The 18,862-nt window shown below is 64.4% G+C and carries 19 protein-coding genes; 10 read left to right on the top strand and 9 right to left on the bottom strand.

Annotated elements, in window-relative coordinates; genetic code table 11:
• Positions 1-9 precede the first annotated feature (9 nt).
• The gene (locus AC56DI_RS12380; RefSeq protein ID WP_496346424.1) at positions 10-2,514 is read right to left on the bottom strand and encodes an ABC transporter permease; all 2,505 of its coding nucleotides are present in this window, start codon (positions 2,512-2,514) and stop codon (positions 10-12) included.
• Positions 2,511-3,197, bottom strand: a complete 687-nt coding sequence (locus AC56DI_RS12385) for an ABC transporter ATP-binding protein (RefSeq protein WP_496346652.1) — start codon at positions 3,195-3,197, stop codon at positions 2,511-2,513. Before AC56DI_RS12385 ends, AC56DI_RS12380 begins: the two co-directional genes overlap by 4 nt.
• 38 nt (positions 3,198-3,235) lie before the next feature.
• On the opposite strand from AC56DI_RS12385, the gene AC56DI_RS12390 reads away from it, so the two are divergent.
• The 9 genes from AC56DI_RS12390 (at position 3,236) to ubiT (ending at position 9,873) form a co-directional block, all read left to right on the top strand.
• Entirely contained in the window at positions 3,236-3,841 is a 606-nt protein-coding gene (locus AC56DI_RS12390) for an arylesterase (RefSeq protein ID WP_496346425.1), read from the top strand.
• Between the two features lie 155 nt (positions 3,842-3,996).
• Positions 3,997-4,401 carry a ribonucleotide reductase subunit alpha gene (locus AC56DI_RS12395; protein ID WP_496346426.1) on the top strand — a complete coding sequence of 135 codons (405 nt, stop codon included), beginning with the start codon at positions 3,997-3,999 and terminating at the stop codon, positions 4,399-4,401.
• Between the two features lie 136 nt (positions 4,402-4,537).
• The gene (gene moaC / locus AC56DI_RS12400) at positions 4,538-5,014 is read left to right on the top strand and encodes a cyclic pyranopterin monophosphate synthase MoaC (protein WP_496346427.1); all 477 of its coding nucleotides are present in this window, start codon (positions 4,538-4,540) and stop codon (positions 5,012-5,014) included.
• Positions 5,011-5,259 carry a MoaD/ThiS family protein gene (locus tag AC56DI_RS12405; RefSeq protein WP_422588755.1) on the top strand — a complete coding sequence of 83 codons (249 nt, stop codon included), beginning with the start codon at positions 5,011-5,013 and terminating at the stop codon, positions 5,257-5,259. Before moaC ends, AC56DI_RS12405 begins: the two co-directional genes overlap by 4 nt.
• A 245-nt stretch (positions 5,260-5,504) precedes the next feature.
• Positions 5,505-6,059: a molybdenum cofactor biosynthesis protein B gene (moaB, locus tag AC56DI_RS12410; protein ID WP_496346428.1), complete on the top strand. Its 555-nt coding sequence runs from the start codon at positions 5,505-5,507 to the stop codon at positions 6,057-6,059.
• Complete coding sequence (locus AC56DI_RS12415; RefSeq protein WP_496346429.1) at positions 6,056-7,291, top strand: molybdopterin molybdotransferase MoeA; 1,236 nt, start codon at positions 6,056-6,058, stop codon at positions 7,289-7,291. Before moaB ends, AC56DI_RS12415 begins: the two co-directional genes overlap by 4 nt.
• A 205-nt stretch (positions 7,292-7,496) precedes the next feature.
• Positions 7,497-8,492: a ubiquinone anaerobic biosynthesis protein UbiU gene (gene ubiU / locus AC56DI_RS12420; protein ID WP_422586683.1), complete on the top strand. Its 996-nt coding sequence runs from the start codon at positions 7,497-7,499 to the stop codon at positions 8,490-8,492.
• Between the two features lie 11 nt (positions 8,493-8,503).
• Positions 8,504-9,400 (top strand): U32 family peptidase, encoded by an 897-nt coding sequence (locus AC56DI_RS12425; RefSeq protein ID WP_496346430.1) that lies wholly within the window; start codon positions 8,504-8,506, stop codon positions 9,398-9,400.
• A complete protein-coding gene (ubiT, locus tag AC56DI_RS12430; RefSeq protein WP_422586681.1) occupies positions 9,394-9,873 on the top strand; it encodes a ubiquinone anaerobic biosynthesis accessory factor UbiT in 480 nt (159 codons plus the stop codon). Before AC56DI_RS12425 ends, ubiT begins: the two co-directional genes overlap by 7 nt.
• A gap of 632 nt (positions 9,874-10,505) precedes the next feature.
• Here the strand turns inward: ubiT and AC56DI_RS12435 are convergent.
• From AC56DI_RS12435 to AC56DI_RS12445, 3 genes are all read right to left on the bottom strand, one after another.
• Positions 10,506-11,696 (bottom strand): NnrS family protein, encoded by a 1,191-nt coding sequence (locus AC56DI_RS12435; RefSeq protein ID WP_496346431.1) that lies wholly within the window; start codon positions 11,694-11,696, stop codon positions 10,506-10,508.
• Between the two features lie 449 nt (positions 11,697-12,145).
• Positions 12,146-13,402 (bottom strand): alginate export family protein, encoded by a 1,257-nt coding sequence (locus AC56DI_RS12440; RefSeq protein WP_496346432.1) that lies wholly within the window; start codon positions 13,400-13,402, stop codon positions 12,146-12,148.
• A gap of 31 nt (positions 13,403-13,433) precedes the next feature.
• Complete coding sequence (locus tag AC56DI_RS12445) at positions 13,434-13,835, bottom strand: putative zinc-binding protein (protein ID WP_422588397.1); 402 nt, start codon at positions 13,833-13,835, stop codon at positions 13,434-13,436.
• A gap of 162 nt (positions 13,836-13,997) precedes the next feature.
• On the opposite strand from AC56DI_RS12445, the gene can reads away from it, so the two are divergent.
• A complete protein-coding gene (gene can / locus AC56DI_RS12450) occupies positions 13,998-14,624 on the top strand; it encodes a carbonate dehydratase (protein ID WP_422588396.1) in 627 nt (208 codons plus the stop codon).
• A gap of 26 nt (positions 14,625-14,650) precedes the next feature.
• Here can and AC56DI_RS12455 read toward each other — a convergent pair whose 3' ends face one another.
• The 4 genes from AC56DI_RS12455 to AC56DI_RS12470 all read right to left on the bottom strand — a co-directional run bounded on the left by AC56DI_RS12455 (position 14,651) and on the right by AC56DI_RS12470 (position 18,854).
• A complete protein-coding gene (locus tag AC56DI_RS12455) occupies positions 14,651-15,502 on the bottom strand; it encodes a DUF4824 family protein (protein ID WP_496346433.1) in 852 nt (283 codons plus the stop codon).
• Positions 15,499-16,575: a DUF2157 domain-containing protein gene (locus AC56DI_RS12460; RefSeq protein WP_496346434.1), complete on the bottom strand. Its 1,077-nt coding sequence runs from the start codon at positions 16,573-16,575 to the stop codon at positions 15,499-15,501. Before AC56DI_RS12460 ends, AC56DI_RS12455 begins: the two co-directional genes overlap by 4 nt.
• A gap of 118 nt (positions 16,576-16,693) precedes the next feature.
• Positions 16,694-17,707, bottom strand: a complete 1,014-nt coding sequence (locus AC56DI_RS12465) for a zinc-binding alcohol dehydrogenase family protein (protein ID WP_496346435.1) — start codon at positions 17,705-17,707, stop codon at positions 16,694-16,696.
• 49 nt (positions 17,708-17,756) lie between these two features.
• The gene (locus AC56DI_RS12470; RefSeq protein WP_496346436.1) at positions 17,757-18,854 is read right to left on the bottom strand and encodes an alkene reductase; all 1,098 of its coding nucleotides are present in this window, start codon (positions 18,852-18,854) and stop codon (positions 17,757-17,759) included.
• Positions 18,855-18,862 lie beyond the last annotated feature (8 nt).

Here is an 18,862-nt window from a genome sequence, read left to right on the forward strand (position 1 = left end):
TTATCAAGCTCAGCCCTCCCGTAGCACGGTCAGCGGGCTGGCATTCAGGGCGCGACGGGTGCCGAGTACGCCAGCGCCACCGACCAGCAGGGCGCCGAGCAAGGGCAACAGCAACAGCCAGGGATGAGGGTGCCACGCCAGGTCGAAGACCAGTTGATAGAGCAGGGCGCTGATCAGTTCGCAGCCAAGGGCCGCAAGCAGGCCGCTGGCGGCGCCGAGCAGGCCAAATTCAGCACGTCGGGCGCGCACCAGTAGGCGCCGCTCGGCCCCTAATGCCCGCAGTAGTGCGCCCTGACGGATGCGTTCATCGAGGGTGGTCTGCAGCCCGGCAAACAGCACCGCCAGCCCGGCGGCCAGGACGAACAGCAAGACAAACTCGATGGCCAGGGTGACTTGCGCGAGGATGCTGCGCAGTTGCGCCACCAGGGCATCGACCTGCAACAAGGTGACGGTGGGGAAGGCGCGGGCTAGTGCCAGCAACTGCCGGTCCTGTTGGGCAGGCAGGTAGAAACTGGTCAGGTAGGTGGTGGGCAGGTCCTGCAGGGTGCCGGGCTCGAAGATCATGTAGAAGTTGGGCTGGAAACTGTTCCAGTCAACCTTGCGCAGGCTGGTGACCTGGGCATCGCGGTTGAGGCCGCCGACGTTGAAGCTCAGGCGGTCGCCCAGTTTCAGCTGCAGGCTGGCGGCCAGTTCGGCTTCCACCGATACGCCGGGCAGGCTGTCGTTCGATTTTGCCTGCCACCAGTGGCCGGCCAGCAACTGGTTGTCCGCCGGTATGTCGGCGGCCCAGGTCAGGCTCAGATCGCGGTTGAGGGCGCGCTCGCCCCGCGACTCCTTGCTCACGGTTTGTCGCAGTGGCTCACCATTGACCAGCAGCAAGCGCCCCGGCACGACCGGGTACAGCGGTTGCGGATGGGGCGTGAGCGTGGCCAGGTGGGTGGCGAAGGCGGCTTGCTCAGCCGGCAGAATGTTCAGGGCGAAATGATTGGGGGCGTCGGCAGGCAGCTGATTTTGCCACGTGTCGAGTAGCTCGCCGCGCAGTAAGGCGATCAGTGCCATGGCCAGAATGATCAAGCCAAACGCCAGCGCCTGGCCTGCGGCGGCCAATGGCTGACGCAGTAACTGACCCAAACCCAGGCGCCAGCTCAAGTCGGCATTGGCTAGCAAGCGTCGCAGACTGCGCAGGCCCAACAGCAGCAAGCCGCCAAGCAGCAACGCTGTGAGCAAGCCGCCGCCCAGCAGGGCCAGGGTCAAGGCCAGATCCAGGCTCAGGCGCCACATGATCAGGCCCAGTGCCAGCAAGGCGGCGCCGTACACCAGCCAGGAGCTGGCGGGCACGGGGAGCAAATCGCGGCGCAGCACCCGCAGTGGCGGTACGCGGCCCAGCGCAGCCAGTGGCGGCAAGGCAAAACCGGCGAGGGCAACCAGCCCGGTGGCCATACCGGCCAGTGCCGGCCAGAGACCACCGGAGGGGATATCTGCCGGCAGCAGGCCTTGCAGTAAATAGAACAACACCTGTTGCGCCAGCCAGCCAAGCACCGCGCCGCCGAGGCTGGCGGCTATGCCCAGGATGGCCAGTTGCAGGCTGAATAACCCCAGTGCCTGGCGCCGTGATAGGCCCAGGCAGCGCAGCAGTGCGCTGGCATCGAAACGCCGGGCGGCAAAGCGCGAGGCTGACAACGCCACGGCGACGCCGGCGAGCAGGATCGCGGCCAGGCTGGCCAGATTTAGATAGCGTTCGGCGCGGCCCAGGGCGTTGCCGATTTGGGCATTGCCATCGCGGGCATCTTCGAGTTTTTGCTGAGCCTGCAGGCCTGGCGTTACCGCTTCGCGATAGCGTGCCAGGGCCGCAGCCTCGCCACGCCAGAGCAGGCGATAGGTAACGCGGCTGCCGGGCTGCACGATGTCAGTCGCGGCGAGGTCGTCCAGATGCATCAACAGGTGTGGGGCCAGGCTGTAAAAGTCGCCGGCGCGGTCGGGCTCGTAGGTCAGTACCCGGCTGATGCGCAAGAGCTTGCGGCCCACCTCCAGGTTATCGCCGACCTCTAGATTGAGGGCGTTGAGCAGGCGTACTTCGACCCAGGCTTCACCCGCTTGAGGCCCCTCGCCGGGCTGCTCGGGGCCGTAAGGTGTGGCGGCGCTTCTGAGCTGACCGCGCAAGGGGTAGGCGTTGTCCGCGGCCTTGACGCTGGCCAGTTGGATGCCTGTGTCGCTGGCGATCACGCTGGCAAATTCCACCACCAGGGCAGATTCAAGGCCTAGGGCGGTGCCGGCGTCGAGTTGTTCGCTGCTGGCGGCAGTGCTGCCTTTGATTTGCAGGTCGGCGCCAAGAAACTCACTGGCGCGCAGCAGCATGCCGTCATTCAGGCGGGTGCTGAAATAACCAATGGCGGTGCTGGCAGCGACGGCAATCAGCAGCGCGGCGAACAGGGTGCGCAATTCGCCGGCGCGGGCATCGCGCAGCAGTTGGCGGCCTGCTAAGGCCAATAAGCGGCTGAACGGCAGGCGGCTCATAGGGCAGGCACGGTATCGACCAACTGCCCGGCCTCAAGGCGGATCTGCCGATTGCAGCGCTGGGCCAGCCGGGCATCGTGGGTGACCAGCACCAGGGTGGCGCCGCGTTCACGGTTGAGTTCAAACAGCAGGTCGCAGATGCGTTCGCCGGTGTGGCTGTCGAGGTTGCCGGTGGGTTCGTCGGCGAACAGCACGGCCGGTTCGGCGACAAAGGCACGGGCAATCGCCACGCGCTGCTGTTCGCCACCGGACAGCTGGCGAGGGTAGTGGGTCAGACGATGCCCCAGGCCAACCCGCTCAAGCAGGGCGCGTGCCCGTTGGCGGGCATCGGCATGGCCTTCCAGCTCCAGCGGCAGCATGACGTTTTCCAGAGCATTGAGGCTGTCGAGCAACTGGAATGACTGGAACACGAAACCGACCTGCTCGGCGCGCAGGCGCGCACGCTGGTCCTCATCGAGCTGGCTCAGATCCTGGCCGGCCAGGTGGATGCTGCCACTGCTGGGCAGGTCGAGGCCGGCGAGCAAGCCCAGCAGGGTCGATTTGCCCGAGCCGGAGCTGCCGACAATCGCCAGGCTGTCACCGCGGCACAGGTCCAGGCTCAGGTCGTGCAGGATGCTCAGTTCGCCTTCCGCGCTAGGGACCACTTTGTTAAGGTGCCGGGCAGTAAGAATCGGTGTGTTCATCAAAGTGGCGTTCATGCACTGGCGCTCAGGAGGATTCGATGCGGGCGTGGCGAATAACTGCCGTGGTGACGTTGTTGCTGTGGGCCCAGGGAGCTGTGGCCGGCACCTTGCTGGTGCTCGGCGATAGTATCAGCGCCGCTTTTGGTCTGGATACACGCCAGGGCTGGGTGAGCCTGCTCGAACAGCGCCTGGAGGCAGAGGGTTTTGACTACCAGGTGGTCAATGCATCGGTCAGTGGCGACACCAGCGCAGGAGGCTTGGCGCGCCTACCGACGCTGCTTGCAGAGCATCGCCCGGACCTGCTGATCGTCGAGCTGGGTGGCAACGATGGCTTGCGCGGCCAGCCGCCTGCGCAATTGCAACAAAACCTTGCGGCCATGGTGCAGCAAGCGCGCAAGGCAGGAACCCGAGTGCTGATACTGGGGATGAAATTACCGCCTAACTATGGCCTGCGTTACACCACCGCTTTTGCTGACGTGTTCCCGCAAGTGGCCAAGGAACAGGATGTTGCCTTGGTGCCTTTCCTGCTGGAAGGTGCGGCAGGTTTGCCGCTGATGACGCAGGCTGATGGCATCCACCCGACCGCCGCCGCCCAGCCTCGGCTGCTGGATAACGTCTGGCCGGTGCTCAAGCCATTGCTCTGACGAAACCCTTGAAGCAATCAACGTTGGATTGTGGGCGCATCGCGGCGTGCGGCTCCAACCGCCGGCCTATGCCTTAAGAGATATGGTCAGGCGCGGGCAGGGCGATAGAGTGAGGGCAATGATTTTGCTCAATTCTGCCCACAGGATTCGCCACCATGGATATTGCCCAGTTTGCCGACCTGCTGAGTGCCGCCAAGGCTCAGCCCGAGCCGCAGCGCCTGTTGTTCGTGTTTGTTGCCGCCGAGCTGCCGGAAGACGCCACCGAGGCCGAGAAACAGCGACATGCCGAGCAGCAGGGCGGCTCCCTGCGCCCGGTGTTGTGCGTGGATAAGTTGCCCGCCGAACTGGAGGATTTTGCCGGCCTGCTGGATGAGTCGGCGCGCACCGGCATCAACTGGGACCTGGTGTTCGTCGCCGGCTTGTCCGGTCGCGCAGGCCAGGCGCCCAACAGCGATGAAGCCGAACAACCGCTGAAGATGATGGTCGGCGCGATTGAAACCGGCAGTATCGGCAATTTTATTGCCTTTGATCGCGACGGCTTGCCGGTGTCGTTCTTCTGACGCCAGCGCCGTCTGTCGTTTTGCACCCCCATGGCCAGCGCTGTAGCGGCCCTTCAGTACCTCTTTGGATATAGCTGCGCGCCCGCATTGGCGGGCACGCAGTACGCCCTTGATTGCAGACTTATGGAGACCGTCAGTGCTCACCCATCTTGATGCCCACGGCCACGCCAACATGGTCGATGTCACCGACAAGGCCCTGACCCAGCGCGAGGCGGTGGCCGAAGCGCGGGTGCGCATGCGCCCGCAAACCCTGCAGATGATTGTGCAGGGCGGTCACCCCAAAGGTGATGTGTTCGCCGTGGCACGGATTGCCGGCATTCAGGCAGCAAAGAAGACCTCTGACCTGATTCCGCTGTGCCATCCGCTGTTGCTCAGCAGCGTTAAGGTACTGCTGCAGGCCGAGGGCGAGGACTGCGTGCAGATCACCGCCAGCTGCAAACTGGCCGGCCAGACCGGGGTGGAAATGGAGGCCCTGACCGCCGCCAGCGTCGCCGCCCTGACCCTCTATGACATGTGCAAGGCCGTGGACCGCGGCATGGTCATCGAGCAGGTGCGTCTGCTGGAAAAGCTCGGCGGCAAGAGCGGCCACTACCGCCACGGAGACGCCGAATGATTAACGTCCAGTACTTTGCCCGTTATCGCGAAACCCTTGGCCTGGACGGCGAAAGCCTCGACTGGCACGCCGACGTACAGACCCTGGCGCAGTTGCGCGAGCAGCTGGCCGCCCGTGGCGGTGCCTGGGCGGTGCTGGCTGAGCAGAACCTGATGTGCGCGCGCAATCAGGACCTCTGCAGCCTCGCCGAGCCGTTAAGCGATGGCGATGAAGTGGCATTCTTTCCCACCGTTACCGGCGGTTAAGCCGCTAACAGGCTGTTGAAAAATGTAGGCGAGGCAGCCGAGACAAGGCAAAAACAGGCGAAGAAGCGGAGTTTACAGTTGTAAATGAGCATTCTGAGCCTGTTTTTAACGCCGTATCGGCAACGCAGGTAGTTTTTCAATAGCCTGTAAACCTTTGGCGCCAGCGGCCTACCTCCATCGGGGAATAGGCCCTGCAGTTGGGGGCGTGCAGGCTGTGCTGAATTTATCCTGTCGAGGACTTCAGCATGTCTCACCTTGCCCAGAGCAGCTTCCAGCCGCTGCGCATCGCCGTACTCACGGTCAGCGATACCCGCACGCTGGACACCGACACCTCCGGCCAGACCCTGATCAGCCACCTGGAGGAAGCCGGGCACGCCTTGGCGGCGCGGGCCATCGTCATCGACGACATCTACCAGATCCGCGCCCAGCTCTCGCAGTGGATTGCCGACGCCCTGGTGCAGGTGGTGCTGATCACCGGCGGCACCGGTTTTACCGCCCGCGATAACACCCCCCAAGCCGTGGAGCCGTTGCTGGACAAACGCGTCGAAGGCTTTGGCGAATTGTTCCGCCAGGTCTCGGTGCTGGAAATCGGCACCTCCAGCCTGCAGTCGCGGGCGCTGGCCGGTTTTGCCAACAGCACCCTGGTGTGCTGCATGCCAGGTTCACCGAATGCCTGCCGCACCGCCTGGCAGAAGATCCTCGGCGAGCAACTGGATAGCCGCACCCGGCCGTGCAATTTCGTTCCGCACCTCAAGGCCTTGCCGGAGCGCCCGGTCGCTGCCTGCGGGCCGCGTTCGTGAGTGGCTGTGGCTGCGATGGCAGCAACCTGCACCCGGTCGATGAGGTCATCGAGCACCTGCTTAGCCGCGCCCCGCGTCCGCCAAAAGTCGAGCAAGTGGCCCTCGTCGATGCCCTCGGCCGGGTGCTGGCCGAAGACCTGCTGGCGCCCAGCGACGTGCCGGCCTGGGACAACAGCGCCATGGACGGTTATGCATTGCGCGCCCGCGACCTGCCCATCGAAGGCGGCTTTCTGCCCCTGGCCGGGCGCATCGCCGCCGGTGACAGTGGCCTGACACCGTTGGCACCGGGGCAGGCGGTGCGAATTTTTACCGGCGCACCCTTGCCGCCGGGCGCCGATACCGTGGTGGCCCAGGAAGATTGCCGGGTTGAAGGCTCCGGGGTGTGGTTGCCGGCCGCCAAGCAGGGCGCCCATGTGCGCCAGCGGGGTGAGGAGTTGACTAATGGCAGCCTGTTGCTGAGCGCGGGGCAGCGCCTGCGCCCCCAGGAAATCGGCCTGCTGGCGAGCATGGGCTTTGCCCAGGTGGCGGTTTATCGACCGCTGCGGGTCGGCCTGCTGAGCAGCGGCGATGAGCTGCGCGAACCGGGAGAGGCCCTGCAACCGGGGCAGATCTACAACGCCAATCGCTTCACCCTCGGCGCGGTGCTGCGTAGCCTGGGGATGCAGGTGCATGACTATGAAGTGATGGCCGACGACCTGGCCGCCAGCCGTGATGCCTTGAGCCTGGCGGCTTCGGAATGGGACATGTTGCTGACCTCCGGCGGCGTCTCGGTGGGCGAGGAGGATCACCTCAAACAGGCGATTCGCGAGCTCGGCGAGCTGCACCTGTGGCGCCTGGCCATTCAGCCGGGCAAACCGCTGGCGTTTGGCGAAGTGGGCGGCAAGCCCTGGCTGGGGTTGCCGGGCAATCCGGCGGCGGCGCTGATTACCGCGCTGATCGTGGCGCGGCCGTTTCTGCTGCGTGCCCAGGGCCGTGTCGAAGTGCTGCCCAAGGCGCTGCCATTACCGGCGGCGTTCAGCTGGACCCAGCCACGGCCGCGCCGGCAGTACCTGCGGGCCCGTCTGCAGGCGGATGCCAGTGGTCAGTTGCAGGTGCATCTGCATCCGCGCCAGGGCTCGGCGATGCTCAGTTCGGCGTGCTGGAGCGACGGCCTGGCGGTGATCGAAATCGGCCAGACCCTGCAAGCCGGCGAGGCGGTGAACTACCTGAGCTTTGCCGAGCTGTTGCAGTAGGTCGCAGCACACGCGGCCCCAACACCGAGTGGGCCGTACCCAGGGCGCGTGGCTGTCTGGCCTGCGCTACTGGGTCGCAGGGCTGTACATGGCCTGCGTTGATCTTGGTCAAGGTTGGTGCCGGGTCGCAACCCTAGAGTGCCGGCCATCATGTTCAGGCTCGTCGTCGGCGTTACTGTCCGCCGCCTGCCCTTAGGAGTACGCCATGCAACTGGTCTGTCCGGCAGGCAGCCTGCCCGCGCTCAAGGCGGCGGTGCGCCAAGGCGCTGATGCCATCTATGTGGGCTTTCGCGATGACACCAATGCGCGCCATTTCGCCGGCCTCAATCTGGATGAAAAACAGCTGCAAAGCGGCCTTGAGCTGATCCGTCAGCAGGGTCGCCAGCTGTACATCGCGGTCAATACTTACGCCCGCGCCGATGGCTGGGCGCGCTGGCAGCGGGCGGTCGACCATGCCGCCGAATTGGGCGTGGACGCGCTGATTGCCGCTGACCCTGGCGTGCTGGCCTACGCCTCGCGGCGCCATCCCAACCTCAATTTGCACCTGTCGGTACAGGGCTCGGCGACCAATGCTGGCGCGCTGAATTTCTTCCAGGAGCGCTACGGCATCCGTCGTGCAGTGTTGCCGCGGGTGTTGTCGCTGGCCCAGGTTAAGCAACTGGCGAGCAAGAGCACGGTGCCGATCGAGGTGTTCGCCTTTGGCAGCCTGTGCATCATGGCCGAGGGCCGTTGCCACCTGTCGTCCTACCTCACGGGTGAGTCGCCAAACCTATGCGGCGTCTGCTCGCCGGCCAAGGCGGTGCGCTGGAGTGAAGATGCCGAGGGCTTGAGTGCGCGCCTGAATGGCGTGCTGATCGACCGTTACGCCGAAGGCGAATCGGCCGGCTATCCGACCCTGTGCAAAGGCCGTTTTGTGGTCGACGGCCAGCGCTTTCATGCCCTGGAAGAGCCCACCAGCCTGAACACCATCGAGCTGATTCCCGAGCTGGTGAGCATGGGCGTGGCGGCGGTGAAGATCGAAGGGCGGCAACGCAGCCCGGCCTATGTCGAGCAGGTCACCAAGGTCTGGCGCGCGGCGCTGGACGCCTACACCAAGGCCCCGCACAGCTACAGCGTGGCGCCGGACTGGCGCAGCGCGCTGGCGGCGTTGTCCGAAGGCAGCCAGACCACCCTGGGCGCCTACCACCGCGCCTGGCAATAAGGGGAATGCACATGCAACTGACACTTGGCCCGGTACTGTTTGGTTGGCAGCGCCAGCAATTGCTGGATTTTTATGCCGAGATGGCCAGCCAGCCGCTGGACGTGATTTACCTGGGCGAGACGGTGTGCAGCAAGCGCCGCGCCCTGTCGCTGGATGACTGGCTGGGCCTGGCCCGGGACCTGCGCGAAGCCTGTTCGGCGGAACTGGTGATCAGCGGGCTGACCCTGCTGGAGGCCGCCTCCGAGCTGTCGAGCCTGCGCCGTCTGTGTGACAACGGCGAGCTGATGGTGGAGGCCAATGACCTGGCGGCGGTGCAGTTTCTCGCGGCCAAGGGCGTTGGTTTTGTCGGTGGCGCAGCCCTGAATATCTACAACGGCCATGCCCTGGCCGAGTTCACGGCCTGCGGCCTGCAGCGCTGGGTGCCGCCGGTGGAATGCTCGGCCGAACTGATCCGCCTGGCCCGCGCTCAATACCTGGAGTTGGCGGATGTGCCGCCGTTGCCGCAGATCGAGGTGTTTGCCTACGGCCATCTGCCGCTGGCCTATTCGGCACGCTGTTTCACCGCGCGGGCGCACAACTTGGCCAAGGACGATTGCGCCATCTGCTGCGAGAAATACCCCGAGGGCATGAACATGCTCAGCCAGGAAGGCACGCCGCTGTTCACCCTCAACGGCATCCAGACCATGTCGGCCGAGGTACATAACCTGTTGGCCGATTACCCCTCGCTGCCGGCTGCCGGCGTCGACCTGCTGCGCCTGAGTCCGCGGGCCCAAGGCATGGAAGAGGTGATCGCCGCCTTTGATGCGGTGCGCAACGGTGGCTTGCCGCCGCTGGCGGTGGAGGGCTGCAATGGCTACTGGCATGGCCGCCCCGGCATGCTGCGGGCCGAGGAGTTGGGCGTATGTTGAAACCTGCTGGTTTGTTCCTGCGCGGTGCCGAGCGCTGCTTGCCGCTGACCCGTCATGTGCCCTTTATGCTGCAACGCCTGGCCCTGGAAAAGAGCCTTAATCGCTTGTTCGCCGAGCCCTTGGCCGACGGTGCCTTCGATATCCTGCGTGGCTGCTGGCTGCGCCTGCAGGTGCGTGACCTCAACCTGGCCTGGTACCTGACCCGCACCGACAGCGGCCTGCAAGTGGCCGAACGGGCGCTGGCCCAGGTCAGCATCAGCGGCAACTGGGGCGACTTCCTGCTACTGGCCAGCCGCAAGGAAGACCCGGACACCCTGTTTTTCCGCCGTCGCCTGGTGATTGAAGGGGATACCGAACTGGGCCTGGCGGTAAAAAACCTGCTCGACAGCCTCGACCCCGACGAGTTGCCGACCTGGTTGTGGAGCGCCCTGCAACAACTCGGTGAAGCTCAGTTGCTGCGCAGCGCCAGCTGACGGCAGTTCTAACCTCAACCTCGGAATCCTCTGGGGCTGGGGTGTTTGCGTGGGTCTTTCCCGGATTACATCCGGGCTACCTTCGCCAACTGATTTGGGCTGGGTAGGATGGGTTGAGCTTGCGATACCCATCAAGTCGCAGCCTGCACGCTAACCCATGATGGGTATCGCTGCGCTCAACCCATCCTACGGCTGTCGTGCCGGATGCAATCCGGGGCACCTGACGCTAACGCGGCGCCCATTGCAGATCGAATTGAGATGAGCCGCTCGGTAACCGTAGGAGCGGCTTCAGCCGCGAACAACCGCAACCGCGATTAGCCTGGATGCACCGTCGGTGCGTCCGCTAAACAGTCCGTAGCCCGGATGCAATCCGGGGCACCTGACGCTAACGCGGTGCTCATTGCAGATCGAATTAAGATGAGCCGCTCGGTAACCGTAGGAGCGGCTTCAGCCGCGAACAACCGCAACCGCGATTAGCCTGGATGCACCGTCGGTGCGTCCGCTAAACAGTCCGTAGCCCGGATGCAATCCGGGGCACCTGACGCTGACGCGGCGCTCATTGCAGATCGAATTAAGATGAGCCACTCCGTCCCTGTAGGAGCGGCTTCAGCCGCGAACAACCGTTACCGCGATTAACCCGGATGCCCATCGGTACGGGCGCTCAGCAGCATCGGCGCGTAGTGCCAGGCGAACAGGCCGAAGGCTCCGGCCCAGCAGGCCGCGGCCAGCCACAGCGAATACAGCGGCCAGACGCTGGGCAAGAACACCCGCGCCACGCTACCCAGATTGAGCAGGGCGAAAGCCCAGGCCATGGCTTTGGGGGCAACCAAGTCACGGCCGGTGTGGCCGAGGCTGACGCGGGCGATCATGGCCAGAATCAGCCCAGCCATGGCGCCGACCGTCAGCGCGTGCAGCGCCGGGCTCGGGCTGCTCAGCAGGCCCAAGTGCCAGAGCGCCAGGCCGAGAGCGGCAATGGCCAACCAGGCAATTGCTAGGTGCAGCGACCAGAGCAGGTCAACCTGCCAGATACCGCGGTCATACCAGCGCGCCAAACGCAGCAGATGGCCGATGCCGAAGGCCGCCAGCGGCAGGGCCAGCCACAGGCTTGGTTGCAGGCCCAGGCCCGTGGCAAACAGCACGGCCAGCAGCAGGCCGCAGGCCAGCAGGCTTTTATCCAGCCACACCCAGGGTTTGACCCCCTGCACCCGGCGCAGGCCGCGCTGGGTAAAGAAGGGAATGACCCGGCCGCCGATCAGGCCCATCAAGGCGCCCACCAGCCAGATCCCGGCATAGACGGCCTGGCGTTGCAGGCCGTCATCGCCCGTGGCCAGGCCAAACAGCAGCAGGCAGTTGACGCTGGCGAGCAGCAATAAAACGCCAACAATCGGGTAATTGTTCTTCTGCCGCACGCGCCACACCTGCTGGCCCATCAACGCCGCCACGGCAAACAGGAAGGCCGCCTCCAGTGGCAGCAGCAAGGGCAGCGGCAGGTTGAAGAGCCAGCCCAGCCGCGCCGCCAACCATAGCCCCGCCAGTGCCGCCAGGGGCTTGCCGCTGAGGCCCGGCTGGCCGGTCCAGTTCTGCACGGCAGTGAGCAGGAAGCCGGCGATGATCGCCGCGCCAAAGCCAAACAGCAGCTCATGGCGATGCCAGGCCAGCCAGCCACCGGCCGGTTGCCAGTTGCCCAGCAGACCGTTGAGGGCGGCGATCCACAAAGGAATGGCGAGCAGGGCAAACAGGCTGCCGCCGAGAAAGAACGGGCGAAAACCTAGGCGCCAGATGGGCGGGATTTGCAGCGCCTTGCGGCGATCGAGAACCTGCATGGTCATGTTCCTTGCGCGGTTGAAGGGCGGCAGCGGGTGCTGGCTCGCTTTAAAGCTCTGCCCACGTTATGCGTTGAAGGCACGCATGCAGGCGTGTAGGAACGGATTTGTCTGCGAAATTCGCGGCTAAAGCCGCTCCTACGACGTGACGCTAGCGCTGCAAGCATTAACGGGTGTAAGGCCTTGTTCCTGCCCAGAGAGAGCCTCTAGGCCCAACCTATTCTGCGGCGCGCACGGCCACGGTACTGACTGATCCGACACCGCACGCCGCCGCAATTGTAGGAGCGGCTTTAGCCGCGAAGTTCGCGGATCAATCGTCACCTTGGGTTAGCCAACCCCATCTTAAAGCCTGACGACCTGCAGACCCATGCCCCACCGGGACTACCTCCAAAGAGGCAGTTCCGGTGGGTGGGCCGGTGTCGGTTTGGCGTTTGTGGCCAGGTTGCGGGTCAGTAGCTGTACTGCACCTGGGTCCAGAACTTGCGGGTGTCGACACCAAAGTCGTTGGCGTCGTAGTCGGCATATTTGACCAGGCCGACCAGGCCTTTCACACCGGGGATCGGGTGGGCGTAGGAAAGGTCCAGCTCTTCGCCGTACTGGCTGATCGGGCTGCTCTGTTCGGCGCGGAAGTCGTGGTACACGGCCTGGGCGGTGCCGCCGAACAAGGGCAGGCTGGCGCCGAGGTAGGCGTCCTTGATGCCGTCGGTTGGGGTGGTGAGGAACACGTCGGCCCAGCCCTGGAAGGCATGCTTGGTGGCCAGCGGGGTCTGGAACGCGAGGTTGCCGGCACCCTTGCCGTCGTCGCTACCGCCGAGCACTTCATAGCCGCCTTTCAGTGCCACACCGGCCAGGGTGTAGCCCAGTTCGGCCAGGTAGTAATCGCTGTCGAGGTCGTTGGGGTTGTCGGCGTAGTCCTTTTGCTGGGCGTATTCGGCCGTGTAGCTGACCCCGGCAATTACGCCGTTCAGGCGCAGGCCGTTGGTCTGGCTGGCCAGGGTGCCGAGGGCCGCAGTGGGCGCCACGGCAATGTTATCCAGGCCCAACTGGTAGACGTAGCCGGTGACGGTCAGCTCGGGCATGGCCACGTATTGGGCGTTGAACAGCTGGCTGTGGCCTTCGATATTGGCCGGGTTGGTTTTGTTGTCGTACTGGCCGTTGTCCGGGCCGAAGATGCTGTTGACGTTGTCGATATAGGCCGCGGTCAGGGTCAGGCCGGTCAGCGGTTTGAACTGCACCAGGCCGCCATCGTAGGTTTGCTCGTTCTGGCGCCAGGCCACGCCACCGATATAGCGCTGGTTGTCGAGGTTGATGCGTTGGCGGCCGGCTACGGCGCTGCCGTACTGGTGGTCATAGCGCAGCAAGGCCTGGTTGATCTCGCTGCCGTCCGGGTCGGCGACAGTGGAGTACTGGGTCTGACCGTTGCGGGTGGAGTTGAAGCCTTCGTCACCGATGTGGCTGACGTTGTCGGCCTCCACCAGGCCCGAGAGGCCGTACCACTGACCGCTCTGGAAGCCGATGCGGGTGCGCAGGGTCTGGGCGTTGGCGTGGTCCTTGGCGTTGTCTTCATCGACAAACTCATAGCGATAGCGCGCATCGACAATCGCCTTGCCGCCGCTGAACAGGTTGCCAAGCTCTTCGCTGGCAATGGCCTGTGCGCTGCCGCCGGCTATCGCCAGGGCCAGCAGGGAAAGTTGCAGTGGCTTCATGGTGCATACCTCATCAAAGGAAAACGGAAATTCAGGCGTGCTGGCTCTGTGGGCAATCGCTGGCAATCAGTTGCCGGGGTTGCAGCAGCAGGCTCAGTTCACGGAACAGGGCGTCCACTTGCGCCGGGCTGCAGTCTTCGCCGTAGCGTTTGCGCAGGCCGTACTGGCTGAGAATCAGGTGGGTGTCGGGCTCGATGGCGTGCTGCGCCAGGCAGCCCTTGACGCATTGCAGCGGGCAGCCGTCGAGGGCGAGGATCGGGCGGCCTGATTTGGCCTTGCTGATCAGTGCCGCCACGCCGCCGCCGACGCCGGCAATGCACGACATCTCGGCCAGGCCTTGGCGATCCAGACGCAGGGCCAGGGTATTGGCCAGCTGCGCGACGTTGGAACAACCGGAACAGGAATACACCAGGGGCAGCGAGCTGTCGGGCATCTTCGGCCACTCCAGACAGGAAACTGGCCGGCAGTGTGGGCAATGTGACGGCTTGATGACCTTGACCATTATCAAGGCCGAAAAGAGCGTGGCCGGGATACTGCAATCAGCATCCGCCACTGCGTCTACTGTGTGGATAAGCCCTTTTTGGAGAGTCAGGCAATGCAGCTGAATAAACTACTGGAGAACAACCGTTTCTGGTCCGAGTCGCTGAACGCCCGCGACCCGCAGTTCTTCAAACGCCTGGCCATGCAGCAGCGTCCGGAGTTCCTGTGGATCGGTTGTTCCGACAGCCGAGTGCCGGCCAATGAGGTGGTCGGCCTGATGCCGGGCGAACTGTTCGTGCATCGCAACGTCGGCAATATGGTGGTGGCCACCGACATGAACCTGCTGTCGGTGCTGCAGTACGCGGTGGATGTGCTACAGGTCAAACACATCATCGTCTGCGGCCACTACGGCTGCGGCGGTGTGCGGGCGGCCATCAGCCACCAGGCCCTAGGCCTGATCGACAACTGGCTGCGGGCGATCAAGGCGCTGTATCACCAGAGCCTGCACGAGTTCGAGGGCATGGACGATGAGCAGCGGGTCAATCGCCTCTGCGAGCTCAACGTGCAACGCCAGGTGCGCAACGTCTGCCACACCACCATCGTGCAGAACGCCTGGATGCGCGGCCAGGACCTGACCGTCTACGGTTGGATCTACGGCCTGGAAAATGGCCTGATCAAAGACCTCGACAGCACCATCAGCGCCCCGGACCAGCTCGACGAGGCGTTTCTCTACGAGCTGTGAGGAGGCCCATCGAAGGCCCGGTGGGATTACTCAGGCTTGCCGGCGCTGAACTCGACCACCCACGGCTCCAGGCGTTTGCCGAACACCAGTTCGGCGTTGAGCAGCCTGTCGCCACCGGAGTGGGGGAAGCCCGGCGTGTCTGGCCGGCGTGGCAGTTTGGCGAACACGGCATGCCAACGGTGCGGCAGGTTGATGCTCTCGGCCACCGGCACCTGGGCTGAGCCGCCAATCTGCCAGCGGCCGTCGTCATGCCAAGCCCAGGCATCGAAGCGACCCTGCACAATCGCGTAACGCTGACGGTCCGGGTAACGGGCCCGCAGGCTGGCCAGGTCGTTGCCGGCATCGATGACGAACAAGCGGCTGGCGCTGGTCTGTTCCCGTTGCAGGGTTTCGCGGGCCAGTTTGTGGCTCTCGATCAGTTGTTTGTTGTCTGGCACCGCAGCGAGGTCGGCGCGGCTTTTTTCCAATTGTTCGCGGGCTCTGTGCAGTTGCTGTTGATACAGCGGGCCGTTGAATTCCAGCACCAGCAAGCCGTCGCGATCCAGTTGCCGGCGGTAGCGGCGCACGCTTTCGTCGTTGAGTTCGCTGGGCACCTTGAAGCCCAATGCGCCCATCTGCTCGGGGCTGAGTTGGCGCAGGCTGTCATAGCTGTAGTCGTTGGGTTTGCTGTTGGGCCAGCGGTGGATCAGGTGCAGGGCGATGCCGCTGTTGTCCTGGCGCCAGTAGGGGTAGCTGTGGCTCAGCTCGCGCTCGGACACCTGCAGGCGGCTGTCGGCCGGCTCGCTGCGGTTCCAGGCCACCCCGGCGAGGGCGATGGCGTTGACCAGCACAATCAGGCCCAGGCCGGCGAACAGGCTGTGGCGGTTGCTCCAGTTCATTGTGGGTGCCCTCCGAGCAAGCCATTGGCACTGCGCAGGCGGCGCAGGATCAGCAGGATCAATACGGCGCTAAGGCCCAGCAGGAGGAAGAACAGGTACTTGGGCATGCTCTGCCACCACCAGTCGAACAGCTTGGTGTAGAAGAAGATGACGAAGAAGGTCAGCCCGGTGTTGACCACGTCCGGCCACTCACGACGCACGCCAAGCCAGATCACCGCGGCGGCCGTAGCAAAGCCGAGCAGCTGATAGGCCGCTTCGATGTCGTCGCTCGGGTAATCCAGGTAGCTGCCGTCGCCCCAGTGCGCGAGCAGCAGCATCGGCAGAAACAGCGCCAGCAGGGCGAACACCCGATAGGTCATGGCAAAGCCGTCGAAGCGTCGCTGCGGGATGAGCCAGGGCACGGCAAACATCAGCAGGGCGGCGGGGAAGAAGTTCTCCGGGCGCTCGCCAAAGCCCAGCCAGTACATCCCGCCCCAGGTGCCGACCCGTGCGGCGATAAACCCCAGCAGGCAGACAATCCCTGCGGCCAACAACACCCGCGCTTCAGTGGCGTAGGCCAGCAACAGGGCATAGGCGGCCCAGGGCAGCAGGGCCTTGTCGGACGGGGTGATATTGAAGATCTGCCCGAGCATGACGATGTTCAGCACAAAACAGGCAAAGGCCACCAGGGCCGCCAGCTTGCTGAAATAACCGGAACTGTCGCGCTGTTGCACGGCCAAGGTCAGGCCCAGGGACAGCAGGCTGGCGCTGATCAGGATGGCCACCTGGGCCACCTCGGCGAACAGCCCCCAGAATTGGTAGAAGAGGAAGAACACACTGGCGGCCAACGCCAAGGCACCGAGGAACGAGGCAATGCGCATGCCCAGCGACAGTTGCCGCGCCTGGTTGTTCTGGTCTATGTCGAAGGCGGCGCGATACTGCGCCAGCAAGGCCTGCTGATGGGCCTGTAAGCGGCTGCGCTGAGGTTCGCTGAGCTGCAAGACCTGCTCGTCTTCCAGGCGTTGCAGTTCGCTATTGAATACGCCGATGGCATCGGCACGCTGCTGGGCATCACTGCGATTTAGGGTAGGCATGGCGGTCCTTGCGGCAGCTCGCCGGGGCTGGCGAATTGGCACGACTCTAACGACAAAGCCGTCAGCCTGCCAATGCCGCCGTGGCGCGGGCTAAGACCAGCCGCGCCACGCGGGTTGTTTAGAAGCCTTCGAGCACGATCTTGCCGCGGGCCTTGCCGCTTTCCAATAGGACGTGGGCGCGGCGCAGGTTGTTGGCGTTGATGCTGCCGAAGTGTTCGCCGAGGGTGGTGTGCAAGGTGCCAGCGTCGATCAGCTGGGCGACCCGCTCTAGCAGCGCGTGCTGGGCCTGCATGTCCGGGGTTTCGAACAGCGAGCGGGTGTACATGAACTCCCAGTGCAGCGACAGGCTCTTGCGTTTGAGCTTGACCACATCGAGCTGGGCCGGATCGTCGATCAGCGCCAGTTGCCCCTGGGGTGCCAGGGCTTCGATCAGCTGGTCGTAGTGCTGGTCGGTGTGGGTCAGGCTGGCCACATGGTCGACCTGCTGAATACCCAGTTGCTGCAACTGTGGCAGCAACGGCTGACTGTGGTCGATTACATGGTGGGCGCCGAGCTGGCGCACCCAGTCGGCGGTTTCCGGGCGTGAGGCGGTGCCGATCACCGTCAGGCCGGTGAGCTGGCGCGCCAGTTGGGTAAGGATCGAACCAACGCCACCGGCGGCGCCGATGATCAGCAGGCTTTGCCCACTGCTGGCGCTGCCTTCGGCGATTTTCAGGCGCTCGAACAACAGCTCCCAGGCGGTGATGGCGGTCAGGGGCAGGGCGGCAGCTTCGGCAAAACCCAGGCTCCTAGGCTTATGGCCGACGATGCGCTCGTCTACAACATGCAGTTCGCTGTTGCCGCCGGCACGTTGCAGCGCGCCGGCGTAATACACCTCGTCACCGACCTGAAACAGGCTGACCGCGCTGCCCACCGCCTGCACCACGCCGGCCACGTCCCAGCCGAGTACCTTGGCCTGGCCGCCCGCGGGGGCGACATTGCTGCGAATTTTGGTGTCCACCGGATTGACCGAGATGGCCCGCACAGCCACCAGCAGGTCGCGGGGGCCGGGCGTTGGCGCGGGCAGTTCGATGTCTTGCAGGGAGTGTGGGTCGCTGCTGGGCAGGGACTGGTAATAGGCGACGGCTTTCATGCAAGTACTCCAAATACGGTGGAAATGACGTTCAGTCGCTCAGGGCTATTCATGCCTGAAACGCAGGGTAGTCGCTATAACCCCTGGCATCACCACCAAACAAACGGGTGCTGTCCAGTTCGGCCAGCGGCCAGTGCTGGGCCAGGCGTGCCGGCAGGTCAGGGTTGGCAATAAACGGACGGCCAAAGGCGATTAAGTCCACCAGCCCTTGCTGCAGTAAATCCTCGCCGCGCTCACGGGTATAACGCCCGGCCACGATGATGACGCCGTGATACGCCGCGCGCAGCTTCACGCGAAATTCATGGGGGATTTGCGGGGCGTCATCCCAGTCGGCTTCCGAGAGGTGCAGATAACCGACACCTACGCGGTCAAGGTACGCGGCAGCCTCAAGGATGGTCGGGATAATGTCCGGGCAGGCCATGTTGCGCGCGGTAATAAACGGTGCCAAGCGCACACCCACCCGCGCCGCGCCGATTTCTTCGGCCACTGCGCTGACCACCTCTTGAAGAAAACGCATGCGCCGCTCGCGGCTGCCGCCATAAGCGTCGGTGCGCTGATTCGAGGTGCTGCGCAGGAACTGGTCGATCAAATAACCGTTGGCGCCATGGATTTCCACCCCGTCAAAACCAGCGAGGTCGGCGTTGCGCGCGGCGCGGCGGTAGTCCTCGATAATCGCGGCGATGTCGGTGGTACTCAGTGCGCGCGGCGTCGGGCAATCGAGCATACGGCCGATGCCATCGTCGCCAGCGACCCAGACCTGGGCGTCCGGTGCCAAGGCCGAGGGCGCCACCGGCAAACCATCGGCATGAAAGCTGGCATGGGACATCCGCCCCACGTGCCAGAGCTGCAGGACGATGCGCCCACCGGCGGCATGCACTGCATCGGTCACTTGCCGCCACCCGTTGACCTGCTCGGCGCTGTAAATGCCGGGGGTAAAGCTGTAGCCCTGACCTTGCGGGCTGATCTGCGTGGCTTCGCTGACGATCAGGCCGGCGCTGGCACGCTGGGCGTAATACTCGGCCATCAGTGGGTTGGGGATATCGCCGGGTTGGCTGCTGCGGGCGCGGGTGAGCGGCGCCATAACGATGCGGTTGGGCAGTTCACGCCCGGCCAGATTCAGGGGTTGAAACAGCGTGCTGGTGGTCATGTTCAGGT

Source organism: Pseudomonas sp. BGA-UO-ETr-WB11, from assembly GCF_059567785.1.

Excerpts from the sequence above, each read along its gene's own strand:
- can (WP_422588396.1), top strand. The coding sequence starts at position 13,998 with ATGCAGCTGAATAAACTACTGGAGAACAACCGTTTCTGGTCCGAGTCG.
- AC56DI_RS12405 (WP_422588755.1), top strand. The coding sequence starts at position 5,011 with ATGATTAACGTCCAGTACTTTGCCCGTTATCGCGAAACCCTTGGCCTG.
- AC56DI_RS12380 (WP_496346424.1), bottom strand. The coding sequence starts at position 2,514 with ATGAGCCGCCTGCCGTTCAGCCGCTTATTGGCCTTAGCAGGCCGCCAA.
- AC56DI_RS12465 (WP_496346435.1), bottom strand. The coding sequence starts at position 17,707 with ATGAAAGCCGTCGCCTATTACCAGTCCCTGCCCAGCAGCGACCCACAC.
- AC56DI_RS12390 (WP_496346425.1), top strand. The coding sequence starts at position 3,236 with ATGCGGGCGTGGCGAATAACTGCCGTGGTGACGTTGTTGCTGTGGGCC.
- AC56DI_RS12445 (WP_422588397.1), bottom strand. The coding sequence starts at position 13,835 with ATGCCCGACAGCTCGCTGCCCCTGGTGTATTCCTGTTCCGGTTGTTCC.
- ubiT (WP_422586681.1), top strand. The coding sequence starts at position 9,394 with ATGTTGAAACCTGCTGGTTTGTTCCTGCGCGGTGCCGAGCGCTGCTTG.
- AC56DI_RS12455 (WP_496346433.1), bottom strand. The coding sequence starts at position 15,502 with ATGAACTGGAGCAACCGCCACAGCCTGTTCGCCGGCCTGGGCCTGATT.
- AC56DI_RS12395 (WP_496346426.1), top strand. The coding sequence starts at position 3,997 with ATGGATATTGCCCAGTTTGCCGACCTGCTGAGTGCCGCCAAGGCTCAG.
- AC56DI_RS12435 (WP_496346431.1), bottom strand. The coding sequence starts at position 11,696 with ATGCAGGTTCTCGATCGCCGCAAGGCGCTGCAAATCCCGCCCATCTGG.
- AC56DI_RS12460 (WP_496346434.1), bottom strand. The coding sequence starts at position 16,575 with ATGCCTACCCTAAATCGCAGTGATGCCCAGCAGCGTGCCGATGCCATC.
- ubiU (WP_422586683.1), top strand. The coding sequence starts at position 7,497 with ATGCAACTGGTCTGTCCGGCAGGCAGCCTGCCCGCGCTCAAGGCGGCG.
- moaB (WP_496346428.1), top strand. The coding sequence starts at position 5,505 with ATGTCTCACCTTGCCCAGAGCAGCTTCCAGCCGCTGCGCATCGCCGTA.
- AC56DI_RS12470 (WP_496346436.1), bottom strand. The coding sequence starts at position 18,854 with ATGACCACCAGCACGCTGTTTCAACCCCTGAATCTGGCCGGGCGTGAA.
- AC56DI_RS12385 (WP_496346652.1), bottom strand. The coding sequence starts at position 3,197 with ATGAACACACCGATTCTTACTGCCCGGCACCTTAACAAAGTGGTCCCT.
- AC56DI_RS12425 (WP_496346430.1), top strand. The coding sequence starts at position 8,504 with ATGCAACTGACACTTGGCCCGGTACTGTTTGGTTGGCAGCGCCAGCAA.
- AC56DI_RS12440 (WP_496346432.1), bottom strand. The coding sequence starts at position 13,402 with ATGAAGCCACTGCAACTTTCCCTGCTGGCCCTGGCGATAGCCGGCGGC.